Raw genomic sequence first — 13,435 nt, forward strand, 5'->3', positions numbered from 1 at the left:
AGAATAAATTAAGATAAAATTACTCCTATTTTGATTTTGGTCAACTTTTTTTGAACTATTTTTTGTTATTATTAAAAAATTTTAAACAAAGGATCCTTATGACATATCCAGAATTTTTTGACCGTGTGGAATCGATAATGCTCTATGATCCTCTCGCAGATTTTCTTGGTGCAATAGAGTCTGGCGTTATAGAGATCACCTATTTAGATGTGGTGAAATTTGCCGGCCACTCCTGCCCTACTGTCGCAGGCGCATATCTCATGGCAAAACTTGGACTTGAAAAACTCTTTGCTGATGCAATGCCCCACAGAGGTGAAATAAAAGTTTTAGTCAAAGGGAAAAAGGATGCAGAAGTTAATGGCGTCATCGGTAATACCATTGCCTACATTTGCGGTGTAAGCGATGAAGCAGGCTTTAAGGGTATAGGAGGCAGATTTAATAGAAGCAATAAACTTTTTTATGATGCTCCGATATCAGGGCAAGTAAGACTTGAGCGAGTAGATAACGGGGAGTATGTAGATCTAGCTTACGATCCATCAAACGTCCCACCAAATCCAAAAATGAAAGAGCTTATGCAACTACTTATGATGGGAAAAGCAGGTATAGAGGAGAAAAAGATGTTCCAGTCCCTTTGGCAAGAGCGTGTTGAGAAGATCTTGCTTGACAAAGCAAACTGGAACAAATTAGTAACTATCTCTTCAAGTAAGTAAAAAACTCACTCTCTCCCACTTGCTGGGAGAAGACTGCAATACCTTTTTTGCGCATCTCCTCAATCAAGGGCTCTGGTTTAAAATCGGATTTAAGTAAAATCACATCACCTTCTTGCAACGTTTTTAAAAGTTTACTCATCTCAGCCAAAGGGTTTTTGCCACTATCTAAAAGCTCATTTGCATCCAAAATAGTTTTTGGCTCTTGCGCAATCCAAGTAGGAGCACTCTCTTGCTCTTTTGTAACTTCCACTTCTACTGGCTCTTGCCCCACTCGCTTACGCAGTGCATTGAGAAGCTCTACTGCATCCATACCACCTACAGCTGCTGCTTGTTTGATTGAAGCTACTCTTGCAACAGTTCTACGCAAAATGGGATTTTTGAGCTTTTTAAATTTTGGATTGATTTTTATGAGCTCCTCTTCTAAAAATGGATACTCTTGAAGTAAATCATAAATTTTTGTATCGAGTGTTATCTCCATATCTTCTCTCCTCTCTTCCAGCGTAAAACAACCACAGCAATATCTTTGATTATAAGTCCAAGGCAGTAGAGCCACAAGAGATCGAGTAACCAGTATCTTGGATAACCAAGATAAAAGTAGAGTACTGGCAGACCTAATACTATAGGCCACTTCATATAGTAAAAAAACAGAATCCCTGCACCATAGAAGTGGCGCAGAAAGCTTCGTAGCTCTCTCACTTCGCCCCCAGCGCTTTTTTCACAACATCACTCGCCATAGAGATATTCCAAGGTGGATCCCAAACAATCTCTACCTCTACACTTTTTACATTGGGTATGCGCTCTACCGCTTCTTTTACCCACTGCTGCATCATCTGATGCAGTGGACATCCTCTAGTAGAGAGAGTCATTTTTACATGCACATTATTCTCTTCATCGATATCTACATCATAGATAAGTCCAAGATCCACAAGATTAAATCCCACTTCTGGATCTATAACAGTGCGTATTGCATCATAGACTTGCTCTTTTGTCACCTTAGCCATGTGTACTCCTAAACTGTAACATCCATTGAAGGCTTGTAACTAAAAAGAGAGCTCCAGCTACCATGAAGCTCCCACCTGCATGGAATAACTGCACATTATTTGCTATCAATCCAATACCAACAAACAAAGTTCCAAGAGCAGTAAAAAAGAACTGATAATCAGCCTGCTTTTTTGGATACATCTCATGAAGCATTGGCACCTTTTGCTTGCCTACGAGATCGCTAAATCTATGAAACCAGACCAAAAACGGCACTATTTTATACAAATGTCCATTTATGAGAAAAATGAAAAAAACAAACAAAAACCAAAACATTCCATATAAGAGATTGCTACTTTGCAGTCCACTCAAAAGATAGAGCACTCCTAAAATTGTAGCAAGCATAAAACTTGCATACCCAAAGAGCATAGAGCGATACCATATATCAAGCTCTTTGCGTACACGTGTTTTGTAGATGAGAAAAATCTGATAAAAATAGAGCACAACTGAAAGAAGCGCAAAGATATAGCTCATATATGCAAAAATTTGCCAATCAAATAAAACTGCTATAAAAATAGATCCAACTGCAGCCACCATAAGCCAGAGTGCTTTGTGTACAGGCTTTTCATCAAAACCGTGGGCTAAACCAAACATAGGAAGTAATACGAGACTTATGCCATAAATTGTAAGGAGTACGTATCCTCCAACAACAGCAAAAACATGGAGTTTAAGTACCTGCGCAATATCGACTCCCATAAATCCACTGAGCGTCAAAGCCATCAAGAACCCGCTCAAAATTCCTAGGAGTAAAAAGATATTGGAATATTTTACAGCTTTGAGCACAAAGGTATCAATACTACTCTTTTTTACCGTCAAAAATACATCAATTGCAAAAATAATCATTGCAATGAGTACAAATATGCCACCAAAACTGAGCCATAAAGGATCAAGCCAAAAACCTATTACTAATCCAACAACACCTACTAATAGCAGTGGAAAGATCAGATAGTACCAATCTACACTAAAGTGTCCTGTCTCTAAAACTACTGGAATAAGCTGCGCCATTGCCCCAAAAATTATCATCATTACATAGCCAAGCAAAAAGAGATGTACCCATCCAGCAATTTGAGGCTGCATGTAGGAAAAATCTACCCCATAAAACAGCAACGCCACAGTTGCTAGTAGATAGAAGACAACACCAGCAATGAAAAATGGTGATATTAATGAAAATGGTGGCGCAAAATCTTTGGAAATATTAAACACCCTCCCCCTCCTTTTTAGCCGTGACAGGCGCTATCTGCAAGATCTGCTTTTTCGCTCGCTCCTGGCTTATAACTAAAAACCAGTTTCACTCTTCCATCATCGAGATTCTCTTTTTCTATATTGAAGTTTTCTTCAATCTTATTCAAAAGCCCCATAGGCATTTTGTGATTAATCATTATAAGTTTCACATCTGGTGAAGTAATGAGTTTGAGTCCTGCCATCGCATTGACCATAGGCTCAGGAGGACCGCAACGTGAAGTATCAAAAGCGTAATAAGTAACACCATCCTTTTGAAATTTATAAAAATCTACCGTTGCTCCTTCAACCTCGACCTTTTGTGCATCCTGTGGAATAACTTCCATAGCAACCTCCTAATTAAGATAAATTTACTCCTAATTATAATGGTGTGTCACAGGAATGTCATTGATACATATCAATATTTTTGTACTGAGTAAATAGAGTGAAACAGTTGTAAGTTTAACCAAGAAAAAGCATTAAAAAGTGCATCGAACTTGAAGGGCAGCGTAACTTTTTGCACTTTGAACTTTTTGAAGTGGTAAAAAATTTACACTCTTGTTGGGTCTGTTTAGTCAATGCCTCTTTTTTAATGCTTGCAAAAGTTGTAAAAAGCCTTTCTGTTTTTGAGCTTGGAAGCGTCTTTTGTAAAGAGCAAGTGCCTTTTTGCGCAGGTCTTTTGGAAGTTTTGGAGGATGAGGAGAGTATTTATATTGGGCTAAATCTTGTAAAAGCTTTTGGATCTCTGCATCATTTCCAAGAAGCTGCAACTGCTTAGAAAAGGTATAAATATCCTCTTTGCTGCGTAGTTTTGGTAGAGATTCTCGCTTTTTTCTTCGCATCAATATCCAAACAATCCCGATAATAAAAATTCCTAACACACCAAACAATAAAGCATGATGAAAGGGTGGTAAAGGAAGCAACTCCATCTATCTTCCTATAAAAAATTTTGCTAATTTTCCAAAAACCTCATCCGTATCATACAGTTCCAGATAGTCTATATGGAGTTTTTGAAACTCCTTAAAATTTTGTTCAAGAGCTTGCTGTATATTAGAGCGGTATGAGCTAAGAGTCTTTTTATGAAAAACTACACTTCTTTCACTAAGACTCTCACAGTCCACAACCTCACATGCAGCATGCAACGAGGCATTTTCTATAGAATCCCTTGCTACTAAGGCAATGACTTCATGTTTTGCAGCAAAGAGGCGTAAATCTATGGGATCTAAAAAATCTCCTAAAAAGATTACAAGTGATTTTTCATGAATTGAGTAAAAGAGCGACTGGAGATCGAGTGTTACACTCCTACCAAGAAGCTTTCTTGCTGCTACATCTTTTGCAAACTGCTCTACAGTGAAAATATCGCGAAGCTGTTGCACTGTATCAGCAACACCTACCACTCTCTCTCCCATACGTATACCACTCAAAGCAATGAGCAAAAAGGCTTCTAAAAGAGTTTCGATTTTAAGTCTTTTAGATCCAAAATAGAGTGAGCCTCCAAGCAAAAAAACAAGTACAATATTGCGCAATTTCTCCTCTTGATAGATGCGCACATACGGCTTTTGCAGTTTGGCACTTACAAGCCAATCTATTTTTCTTGCATCTTCTCCATAGTTATATTCACGCATCTCATAAAAATCAAACCCCTCTCCTAGCTGTGAGGAACTAAAAACTCCACTGCTTTTACTAAAAACATCTCTTTTCGTTTTTATTATGAGTGTATCAATCATGGCACAGGCACTTTTGTGAGAATCTCATCTAAAATTGTATCACCTCTTTTACCACTCGCTTTTGCCTCATAACTGAGTATCACCCGATGCCTAAGTACCGGCTTGGCCATCTCTAAAATATCTCTTGGAGTTACAAAATCATTCCCACGCATGTAAGCTCTTGCTTTTGCAGCTTTGAGCAGATCAATACTTCCTCTTGGGCTTGCTCCATAAAAGAGATCAGGATGCTTGCGGGTTGCAAAAATGAGATCAAGAATATAACGCTTAAGCGCATCATCAATAAAAATTTTGCTCACCTGCTCTTTTGCTTGCAAGAGATCCTCTTTTTTGACAACTTGCTCTAAATCTGCAGCAAATCCCTTTTCAGCTCTATTAAGAATCTCAAACTCTTCATCTTTTGTATTATATGTAAGCACGATCTTCATCATAAATCTATCAAGCTGCGCTTCTGGCAAATTATAGGTGCCCTCTTGCTCAATAGGATTTTGCGTTGCCATGACTACAAAAGGCTCATCGAGCTTGTAGCTCTCTTTATCAATAGTGACTTGACGCTCCTGCATTGCTTCTAAAAGAGCTGATTGCACCTTCGCAGGGGTTCTATTAATCTCATCTGCTAATAAAAGATTTGTAAAAATCGGTCCCTTTCTTACATAAAATCTACTCTCAGCAGGATTGTAGATATTGGCTCCAATAATATCGCTTGGGAGGAGATCGGGAGTAAACTGAACACGTTGAAATTTTAAGCCAACAACATGGGCAAAAGTTTTAATAGTAGTTGTCTTTGCAAGCCCCGGCATCCCTTCTAATAGTATATGCCCTTCACTTAAAAGTGCAACAATGATTGCATCAAGCATCTCTTCTTGACCAACAATAACTTTTTTTACTTCATTTTTTAGTGCTTGGATGATTTGCATTGTTTCAATCCTTTGATAATCTCTTTTTTGATTTTTTGTAGATTCTCTTCACGCTCAAGCGCCTCTTTCTCCTTTGCAAAACAGTTAGGATAGCGTACTACCAAAAGTGCTAAGAGCTCGTTATGATTGCGTGCGAGCAAAATATCCTCTATCTCTTTTCTTCGCCATAGTAAATAAAGAATTATCCCACTCAGCACTCCTGCAAAAAAAATAGCAACATAGAGTAAAACTGCTTGAAACTTTTCAAAAATTGGCTCTATTTTTGGTGGATTATCCTGCTTATCTACAAGATTTTTTGGGCGAATAACTGTAATTGTGTATGCATGAGTTGTGAGATCTTTATAGCGAGCAAAATCAAACTCTTTGAACCGCAGTGCTGGAATCGTAAAGTTATGATCACTTATTATCGCATAGCGAAAGATATAATCAACTTCAGCTCCCTTAGGAGTAAACTGCACACTCTTTTGAGGTTTATCTTTGAGAATCTTTACTCCAGGAATCTGCAAAGGATCTTCTAGTTGTGGTACATATCCAACACCTCGCAGCCGTACAGTCACATAGAGTGGCTCAAAACTCTCCACTTTCTTTTTATCCACATCCAATGTAATATGAAAATCACCATAGAGATCTACTGGCTTCACATGCTTTACATGTAATATTGTAGGTGCTACATCGATGGTATATACTTTTCCCTCTATTGGATTTGTCTGCTCATATCCTGTGCCTAAAATATCTTGTTGAATCACTTCCACAGCCGACTTTTTCACCTTCAATGTATAATGCATTGTGATTTCGCCCTCTTTGAGAGGAAAAAGGAGATAAGAGAATGTATACGATCCTCTATTTACTGTTTTTTTGAGAAAGTGGCTCTCTATTGCAGGATCTTTAACGGGAGAAAACTTTACCCAAACAATCTTTTGTGGCTCCGGATCGCTATATGTAAATGTAAGGAGTACCGGCTCTTTATAAAATGGCGTGGTAGTGCTCACTTGCACATCTGCGCCAAATAGCACAATAACTAATAGAATACTACCAAGGACGCTTCTCATCAATATATCCTTTATTAATTAACTCATACACTTTTGAGCTGACAGGGTGTGCCTCTCCTTTTTTGCTAAGACTCCCACCCCTACTCTTCTTGCCCCCTTGCGCACTCCCACTTTGTACAGCAAGATTGATATTGGATCCTCCCCCACTTTTTTGCTTGCTCTTTTCACCTTTTTTTCCTGCCTTTGGCACGATCTTTTGCTTTGCAAAGGGGAGAAGCTGTTTTTTTTGATTTTTTTTGAAAGCAAGCTCTTCTATTTTTTTGAGGCATTTTCCATCTCTTTGCAGTTGGCAGGCTTTGATAAAAAAGCGCAGCGCCTCTTCATACTTTCTCATCTTTTCATAGCAAAGGCCTATGTTGTAATAGATTTTTGCTTTTACCTTTGGATCTTTGCTCTGTATTGTTTTAAAAACTTTAAGAGCTTCAGGAATTTTTCCAAGATGAAAGAGCGCTACCGCGTAAGCATAGCGTGCTTCAAGATAGGGTATTGAAGAGAGAGTTTGCACAGCATCACTATATTGGTGATTTTCTATTTGCTTATAGCCTCTTTGGAGTGCAAATTCATCCAATAAAGAAGCATGTACACCTATGGCCAAAAAGAGAAGAAAAAGTTTTTTTGTACGGAGCTTTTCAAAAAGTGTGGTATAGGCATGTAAATAAAGCAAAAATGCGATCAAGAGCGGAATCCAAAAAAGCTCTACAATCTCATTTTGCTGCTGCTGGCTCAGCTCTTTATCAATATCATCTACAATTGCAAGATAATTTTGCTCATCATAAAAGTTTCCAAGTTTTTCAAAATTGGGATTGCGTTTTGTTACTACAAGCTTGCCTTCACTTTTAAGATATCCTTCACGTGTTGGAATAAGTGCTCCACTGCGACTTCCAACACCAATACTATATATTGCTATATCATGCTTTTTCGCTATTTTTTCCAATGTTGATGGATCTTTAAAATCTCCCCCATCGCTGATAATAACAAGATTCTTTTTCCCTTCAAGCTCTCCTACAAACTCCAACAGTTTTGCAAAATCGGTGCCTTTTGTCAAAATTGCATCTTGATTGATACTTTTTAATGCCATTTTTAATGCCTCTTTATCACTTGTTGGGGGAGCGATAATGAGTGGATTGGTAGTAAAAATAAGCAAAGAAGTTTTAAAAGGGGTTTTTTGTATTAAATCAAGTGCGATCCTCTTTGCTTTTTCAAGTCGCCCTTCAGCACGCATAGAGTTGGAAAAATCGATAGCTATAAAGAGTGGCTGGGCTGATTTTTGCGCTAGAAGCGGTTTTTTGAGAACTGGCCTAGCAAGTGCAACTATAACTAAAGCAAGAACAAAGGGTAAGAGCAGATAATTGATACTCTGATTTGCTATAACAATTTTTGGATTAAATGGAAGTTTTACGCGTTTTTTCTTTATTAAAAAGGTGAGTAAAAGTGCTGGTACTGCAAAAAAGAGGAGAGAGGGATATAAAAAACTCATATTTTTCGCCTTATATCCAACAAAAGCAGTCCCACTAAAAGAGTTCCCATCCAAGGAAAGAGGGTATGCTTATCAATATAGACGCCACTGCGTAGAGGACTCTTTTCAAGCTCATCAATGCGTTCCATTACTGCAGCCAAAGCCTTCTCATCTTTTGCACTAAAACTCTCTCCCTCTGTCTCTTTGGCGATACGTTCAAGCAGTTTTTTGTCAAATTCATCTCCAATTCCTACAGTATAAATTTTGGCTTTAATCTTTTTTGCCTCTTCTACTGCCTGTTTTGGTGAGATACTTCCGCTATTGTGGTAACCATCTGTAAAGAGTACAATGACCTTCTCTTTTGCATCGCTTTTTTTGAGCATCTTCACCGCTTCCATAATCGCATCACCTATGGCTGTATTATTGCCTGCAATAGAGAGTTCAAGATAGTTTAATAAAAACTGCAGTGCTTTGGTATCGTATGTTATTGGACTTGCAGGGTATGCAAAAGTACCAAAGACCACAACCCCAATATTATCATCATAACGGTGCTGGATAAAGGTGCGTGCAAGATCTATGAGAGTGTCAAATTTACTTCTTTGACCAAAATCACCTCCCATAGAACCACTTGCATCGATAGCTAGCACAAGATCACGCCCCTTCTTTCCACTCTTTGCAAAAGCCAAATAGGTAAATGGTGAAGCAAGGGCGGTGATAAAAAGAGCTGCGATAATGAGAGGGAGATAATCTTTGCTTAAAAGTGTACGTGGTAAGAAGTTAGTTTTTGCAAAATAGATTTTACAATACTCTCTTTTGCAGCGAAAAAAACAAAAAAGTATAAAAAGCAGAAAAAATGTAAAAGGGTATTCAAAACTAAAGTGCATTACTCCATATCACTTGCAAGTTTAAATATATCAGCAAACTCATCTACAAAACTTTTGCAGCGGTCACACAGCATCTCCCCACCCTTATAGGCAAATGGGGTTTTACACTCACTACAAATCTCAATTTGGTGATGAATCAGCTCTTCACCTCTATCAAAAGCAAAGGCTACGAGATCGAGAGCCTGCGCATCTGTAATCGACTTTGGTTTACAAATATCGTTACATATTGCACAATCGATACATTTACCTGCAATAAACCAGATAGCATCTCCCTCACTCGAAGCAAACAGCGCATTTGTAGGGCAAAACTGCACACAATCCCCACAATTTGTACAACTCTCATCAATCTTTTTATTGCCAAAAAAGCTATACGCAGTGCTTACCTCTTTATTTGGAAGATCTTTGCTCGCTTTTTTTAAAGAGTTTTTCAAGAGTGTGAGCTTCAAAGGGACTCTATTGAGATCGCTTTGCAAGGAGGAGAGCTTCTCTTCTTGTGCTACCTCTTTAGCTGCACTAAAAATCGCTTTAAAAAAGCCTCTTCTATCCTCTTGATAAGGTTTTTCTTCCATAACAGCTTCTGCACCACTCTCATCTAAAAATCGCTTAGCCTCTTCAAGTCGCTCACGGATTGAGTGAAGTGTCTTATTCTCTGGATTGAGATGGCACCCCTCACAATGTGAAAGATCACAGCTTAAAGTGCCATGACGCAAAGCGATAGTGATGAAGTGCTCGCTTGAAAATACACTCAAACATGGTATATCTTTTTTGCATGAAAGATGTGTCTCATTCTTAAGTATGTAATCGTTTGGGTTAAAAAAATCTAAAGTAAGAGCCTCAGTTGGACAGATACCAAGACATACAGAGCAGTTAGTACATTTATCGAAATCGACACTCAAACGTTTGCGATCAAAATAGAATGCATTTTCAGGACAGATCTCCATACAGTTTTTACAGTCATTATGAAAATAGTCAGTACGCAAACATTTAAGCAGATCAAAAGTAAAGAGCTTTCCTTTTTGCTTATACTCCATCATCACCTATTTCCTTACGTAAAAGCTCATAGTCATTAAAAAGATAATCTATAGTAAAGTCACAGATATCTTTGTAAAAAGGAGTTTGTGCAACTTTTTGCATCGCCAAGAGATAGGGAGGCACCCACTGCAAAAGATGATTTTGCAAAAATTTAAGTGCAGTTTTGTCCTCATCTCTATATGCTAGGTTTTGCATAAATCCAAACTCTATAGCCAAATGATCGGGAGCTAAGATTTCTGTGCGGTTCATATCTATCTCATACCCATTTTCAAAATAGAAGAACATAACAGGATTTTGCAGTCCCACCAAAATCTCTCCGGTTGAATCAATAACAAGCGATTCGACTGGTTGCGAATTTATTACAAAAAGGGAGTTAAAATCGATATTGAGAGCCTCCTCTATCTCCTGTGTATCAGTAGCATTGAAGTAATTTTTTGTCTCTTCTCCAATAGCTGCAAGGAGATCGGGGCTCTTTTTGAGATCTTCAATCTCTTTTTTTCCTAACTCTTTTTCAAACACTCTTGATAAAAATGCATACACAAATGCTCTTGCTTTATTGTCCACACAAACCCTTTAGATATAAAAATTTTAGCAATTGTATCGAATTTTCATATCTAAAAGCCAAAACCGCCCAAGGCGGTTTGGAATTAGAGACAACCTTTAAAGAAAGACTTTTTAGGAGGTGGTGGAGCTTTAAACTCCATAGCTTCAATAGTTTTACCATCACTCTCTAGTTTACCAATGATTGTCACCTCGTTGCGATTTGCAGCCTTTTCCAAAAGCTCACTCACATGCACGCCACTTGGCTTAATTTCATAGATTTTTCCTTCATCATGTACATAAAGTACTATCTCTGTTTTTCCTGGTTCTCCAGGAACCCAGTTGCGATAGCACCCTTCACTACCACAATGGTAAGATTCGAGACGACAGTCTGCAAAAAGATCGTTTTGCGCACACCATTTTGTTGTCAAAAAACCTTTTTTCTCAAACTCACCCTTTTCACCACTGCTAGCAAAAAGCATGCCAGCAGCCACAAGGGCTAAAAGCGCTATTTTTTTCATTTTGCAACCTCCGCTTTTTGTGTCTGCAGATATGCCACGATATCCTCTACCACTTTTTTATCAAGATAGTTAAATGGTGGCATAGTTGAAGTTCTGTTACCTTTGTCATCCACTGTATACCATGCAAAGTTTGGATGAGCATTCCTATTATATCCAGGAACCACAACCGCATTTGGATCAAGAATCGATTCTCTTATATATGCTGCTGTCGCTTGACCACCTATATTTTCAAGACCTGGTGCCATGTAAAGAGGAGCATTTTGGAAATTTCTGTCACGGTGACAGCTTGCACAATTAGTCTCAAACTCTTTCTTTCCATTAGCAACATCGCCTTTGGCTTTTTCTGTTACAACTGCTTCTAAAGCTTTGTTTTTTGCACCTGGAAGTTTGACAGCAATCCAGCTAGAAAGTCTTTTGAGACCATCTCTTTGCAGCTCTTTTCCATCCCATGCTGCTACAGCCACAGCAAGCTCATTCTTGCTTGGTGCTGCATAAGCATCTTTGAGAGGCTTCACAACCATGCCTCCCCACATACCACCTTTTTTGTTCACATAGTGCATATCAGTGCGGTAGTTAACGCTTCCATCTTTGATTTCCGTCATACTGCGAAAGCCTTCGCTCACAAAGGCTCTTTGATATGGAAGTACTCCAAGTTTTTTCACCTCTTTTTTAAATTTTTTAAGCCCTTTTCCAAAATAATTGGTATTGTGCTCATTTACTTGATGTGCAACATCTCCATTGCCATTTGGCTCATATACTCCTTGGTCATAAGCTTTTCTAATGAAAATCTCCACAGGTCTGCCATCACTTCCCATACCTATATACGGAAGCTTTTGCGGGTTGCTTGCATCTGCTGCAAACTGCACAGCAAATCCATCTGGATAGCTGTCGCTTTCGTAACCTTTGTAAACATCTTTACTCTTATCTGGCCAGCGCATAATGATTGCTACATTTTTTCCATCAGTAAATGCTGCTACTTCAGCCACTTTTGCTTTTGCATCTTTGTTAAGCTCAAGTGCCTTTTTGTCATTAAGTTTGACAGTAGTTTGTGGATAGAGTGTTACAGGTACAAATTTTGCATGTTTACGTATCAATTTTGCACCACATTTGAGATTTTTCAAACTCTTAACCTTAACAGCGGTTACCACATTTCCAGCCATTGCCGTTACTGCAGCCAAGCTGAGGGCTGCTGTAAATGTTATTACTCTTCTCATGCGTGCACCTTAAAATGAGATATTGAAGATGGTTTTGTATGTTTTCCAGCCACATATCTCTCATCAACAAGTGGCAGTGGCTTCATACCTTTCTTCTTCGCAACTTCTACATAGTAATTATGGTCGAGTCTAAACATATCTTGATGCTGATATGCAATCAATATATCCATAAGCTCTGATTTTCCTGTCTTTTTGCGCTTTTCACGCTCAGCTTTGATTGTTTTAATAGCATCATGTACTGCTGGTCCAAAGAGTTTTTCTAGCTCTTCAATAGGAATCCTGTTGCTGCCTTCAATGATTTTACCATTTTCATCAAATTTTGGTGGCGCTTCTGTTGGCGGTACATAGTAAACATTTGGCTGTGTGCCGTAATCTGGTCTGAGTGGTAATGCAACTTTATATTTATGTACCAATTTATAAACTTGACTCTCCTCATCATCCAAAAAGCCTACGAATCGTATACGACCAACACAGCTCTGCGCACAGGCTGGCGGAAGTCCCTGCTCAATTCTTGGGAAACAGAGAATACACTTTTCACTCTTAGAGATTTTTGGATTGAAATAGATCTTTTTATATGGACATCCCGCGATACAGTAGCGGTATCCCTGACATCTATCAAGATCCACTAAAACTACACCATCCTCTTCTCGCTTAAAGATTGCATCTCTTGGACAAGCGCTAAGACATCCTGGATTTGAACAGTGGTTACAAATCCGTGGAAGATAGAAGAAGTAGTTGTCCATTGGGAAATTACCTGCTCCCTCATCTTCATCCCAGTTTGGTCCCCATGTTGGACTTTGGTCTGGTCTAAAACCAGGCTCTGGTTTATCACTCAATAAATTTTGCTCTGCAAGTGACTCATAGTTGTAATCCCAAGGCACACCATAATCTGCTTCAATATTTGGAATGATGCCAGGCTGGAGATCGCCTGCAGCATCAAAACCACCACCAAGCTCCATCCATTTTTTTGGATATCCATCGCCTGGATATGTTTCAACATTGTTCCAGTACATATATTCACGACCATTTCTATTGGTCCATTGTGTTTTACATGCGACTGTACAGGTTTGGCATCCGATACATTTATTCAGATCCATTACCATTGCTAGTTGTCTTTTAGACATGCCACGCT

The 13,435-nt window shown here is 38.7% G+C and carries 17 protein-coding genes; 1 reads left to right on the forward strand and 16 read right to left on the reverse strand.

The window, feature by feature from the left end:
- Positions 1-98 precede the first annotated feature (98 nt).
- Positions 99-710 (forward strand): FmdE family protein, encoded by a 612-nt coding sequence (locus tag JG738_RS09850; RefSeq protein WP_201337721.1) that lies wholly within the window; start codon positions 99-101, stop codon positions 708-710.
- Here the strand turns inward: JG738_RS09850 and JG738_RS09855 are convergent.
- From JG738_RS09855 to JG738_RS09930, 16 genes are all read right to left on the reverse strand, one after another.
- Entirely contained in the window at positions 691-1,188 is a 498-nt protein-coding gene (locus JG738_RS09855; protein ID WP_201337722.1) for a DUF1858 domain-containing protein, read from the reverse strand. The two genes, JG738_RS09850 and JG738_RS09855, sit on opposite strands and share 20 nt — an antisense overlap.
- Positions 1,179-1,343, reverse strand: a complete 165-nt coding sequence (locus JG738_RS09860; RefSeq protein WP_201337723.1) for a hypothetical protein — start codon at positions 1,341-1,343, stop codon at positions 1,179-1,181. Before JG738_RS09860 ends, JG738_RS09855 begins: the two co-directional genes overlap by 10 nt.
- Positions 1,344-1,402: 59 nt before the next feature.
- Complete coding sequence (locus JG738_RS09865) at positions 1,403-1,711, reverse strand: metal-sulfur cluster assembly factor (protein WP_201337724.1); 309 nt, start codon at positions 1,709-1,711, stop codon at positions 1,403-1,405.
- On the reverse strand, positions 1,704-2,951 hold the full coding sequence (locus JG738_RS09870; protein WP_201337725.1) for a hypothetical protein: 1,248 nt from the start codon (positions 2,949-2,951) through the stop codon (positions 1,704-1,706). Before JG738_RS09870 ends, JG738_RS09865 begins: the two co-directional genes overlap by 8 nt.
- 14 nt (positions 2,952-2,965) lie before the next feature.
- Entirely contained in the window at positions 2,966-3,313 is a 348-nt protein-coding gene (locus JG738_RS09875; protein ID WP_084274892.1) for a hypothetical protein, read from the reverse strand.
- A gap of 228 nt (positions 3,314-3,541) precedes the next feature.
- Positions 3,542-3,895, reverse strand: coding sequence for a hypothetical protein (locus JG738_RS09880; protein WP_201337726.1), 354 nt, complete (start codon positions 3,893-3,895; stop codon positions 3,542-3,544).
- A complete protein-coding gene (locus JG738_RS09885; protein ID WP_201337727.1) occupies positions 3,896-4,693 on the reverse strand; it encodes a DUF58 domain-containing protein in 798 nt (265 codons plus the stop codon).
- A complete protein-coding gene (locus JG738_RS09890) occupies positions 4,690-5,607 on the reverse strand; it encodes a MoxR family ATPase (RefSeq protein WP_201337728.1) in 918 nt (305 codons plus the stop codon). Before JG738_RS09890 ends, JG738_RS09885 begins: the two co-directional genes overlap by 4 nt.
- Positions 5,586-6,656 carry a BatD family protein gene (locus tag JG738_RS09895; protein WP_201337729.1) on the reverse strand — a complete coding sequence of 357 codons (1,071 nt, stop codon included), beginning with the start codon at positions 6,654-6,656 and terminating at the stop codon, positions 5,586-5,588. The genes JG738_RS09890 and JG738_RS09895 overlap by 22 nt, the downstream gene beginning before the upstream one ends.
- Positions 6,637-8,133, reverse strand: a complete 1,497-nt coding sequence (locus JG738_RS09900) for a VWA domain-containing protein (RefSeq protein ID WP_201337730.1) — start codon at positions 8,131-8,133, stop codon at positions 6,637-6,639. Before JG738_RS09900 ends, JG738_RS09895 begins: the two co-directional genes overlap by 20 nt.
- On the reverse strand, positions 8,130-8,996 hold the full coding sequence (locus JG738_RS09905) for a VWA domain-containing protein (protein WP_201337731.1): 867 nt from the start codon (positions 8,994-8,996) through the stop codon (positions 8,130-8,132). The genes JG738_RS09900 and JG738_RS09905 overlap by 4 nt, the downstream gene beginning before the upstream one ends.
- Positions 8,996-10,030: a 4Fe-4S binding protein gene (locus JG738_RS09910; protein ID WP_201337732.1), complete on the reverse strand. Its 1,035-nt coding sequence runs from the start codon at positions 10,028-10,030 to the stop codon at positions 8,996-8,998. Before JG738_RS09910 ends, JG738_RS09905 begins: the two co-directional genes overlap by 1 nt.
- The gene (locus JG738_RS09915; RefSeq protein WP_201337733.1) at positions 10,017-10,592 is read right to left on the reverse strand and encodes a molecular chaperone; all 576 of its coding nucleotides are present in this window, start codon (positions 10,590-10,592) and stop codon (positions 10,017-10,019) included. The genes JG738_RS09910 and JG738_RS09915 overlap by 14 nt, the downstream gene beginning before the upstream one ends.
- An 83-nt stretch (positions 10,593-10,675) precedes the next feature.
- Entirely contained in the window at positions 10,676-11,089 is a 414-nt protein-coding gene (locus JG738_RS09920; protein WP_084274901.1) for a hypothetical protein, read from the reverse strand.
- Complete coding sequence (locus JG738_RS09925) at positions 11,086-12,303, reverse strand: ethylbenzene dehydrogenase-related protein (protein WP_201337734.1); 1,218 nt, start codon at positions 12,301-12,303, stop codon at positions 11,086-11,088. Before JG738_RS09925 ends, JG738_RS09920 begins: the two co-directional genes overlap by 4 nt.
- Positions 12,300-13,427: a 4Fe-4S dicluster domain-containing protein gene (locus JG738_RS09930; RefSeq protein ID WP_084274903.1), complete on the reverse strand. Its 1,128-nt coding sequence runs from the start codon at positions 13,425-13,427 to the stop codon at positions 12,300-12,302. The genes JG738_RS09925 and JG738_RS09930 overlap by 4 nt, the downstream gene beginning before the upstream one ends.
- Positions 13,428-13,435 lie beyond the last annotated feature (8 nt).

This window comes from Nitratiruptor sp. YY08-26, from assembly GCF_016593215.1.
In the GTDB taxonomy this organism is placed as follows: Bacteria; Campylobacterota; Campylobacteria; order Campylobacterales; family Nitratiruptoraceae; genus Nitratiruptor; species Nitratiruptor tergarcus.

What these genes read in the sequence shown, in the direction of transcription:
- JG738_RS09850 (WP_201337721.1), top strand. Translation starts at nt 99, where the DNA reads ATGACATATCCAGAATTTTTTGACCGTGTGGAATCGATAATGCTCTAT.
- JG738_RS09855 (WP_201337722.1), bottom strand. Translation starts at nt 1,188, where the DNA reads ATGGAGATAACACTCGATACAAAAATTTATGATTTACTTCAAGAGTAT.
- JG738_RS09860 (WP_201337723.1), bottom strand. Translation starts at nt 1,343, where the DNA reads ATGAAGTGGCCTATAGTATTAGGTCTGCCAGTACTCTACTTTTATCTT.
- JG738_RS09865 (WP_201337724.1), bottom strand. Translation starts at nt 1,711, where the DNA reads ATGGCTAAGGTGACAAAAGAGCAAGTCTATGATGCAATACGCACTGTT.
- JG738_RS09875 (WP_084274892.1), bottom strand. Translation starts at nt 3,313, where the DNA reads ATGGAAGTTATTCCACAGGATGCACAAAAGGTCGAGGTTGAAGGAGCA.
- JG738_RS09880 (WP_201337726.1), bottom strand. Translation starts at nt 3,895, where the DNA reads ATGGAGTTGCTTCCTTTACCACCCTTTCATCATGCTTTATTGTTTGGT.
- JG738_RS09885 (WP_201337727.1), bottom strand. Translation starts at nt 4,693, where the DNA reads ATGATTGATACACTCATAATAAAAACGAAAAGAGATGTTTTTAGTAAA.
- JG738_RS09890 (WP_201337728.1), bottom strand. Translation starts at nt 5,607, where the DNA reads ATGCAAATCATCCAAGCACTAAAAAATGAAGTAAAAAAAGTTATTGTT.
- JG738_RS09895 (WP_201337729.1), bottom strand. Translation starts at nt 6,656, where the DNA reads ATGAGAAGCGTCCTTGGTAGTATTCTATTAGTTATTGTGCTATTTGGC.
- JG738_RS09900 (WP_201337730.1), bottom strand. Translation starts at nt 8,133, where the DNA reads ATGAGTTTTTTATATCCCTCTCTCCTCTTTTTTGCAGTACCAGCACTT.
- JG738_RS09905 (WP_201337731.1), bottom strand. Translation starts at nt 8,996, where the DNA reads ATGCACTTTAGTTTTGAATACCCTTTTACATTTTTTCTGCTTTTTATA.
- JG738_RS09910 (WP_201337732.1), bottom strand. Translation starts at nt 10,030, where the DNA reads ATGATGGAGTATAAGCAAAAAGGAAAGCTCTTTACTTTTGATCTGCTT.
- JG738_RS09920 (WP_084274901.1), bottom strand. Translation starts at nt 11,089, where the DNA reads ATGAAAAAAATAGCGCTTTTAGCCCTTGTGGCTGCTGGCATGCTTTTT.
- JG738_RS09925 (WP_201337734.1), bottom strand. Translation starts at nt 12,303, where the DNA reads ATGAGAAGAGTAATAACATTTACAGCAGCCCTCAGCTTGGCTGCAGTA.
- JG738_RS09930 (WP_084274903.1), bottom strand. Translation starts at nt 13,427, where the DNA reads ATGTCTAAAAGACAACTAGCAATGGTAATGGATCTGAATAAATGTATC.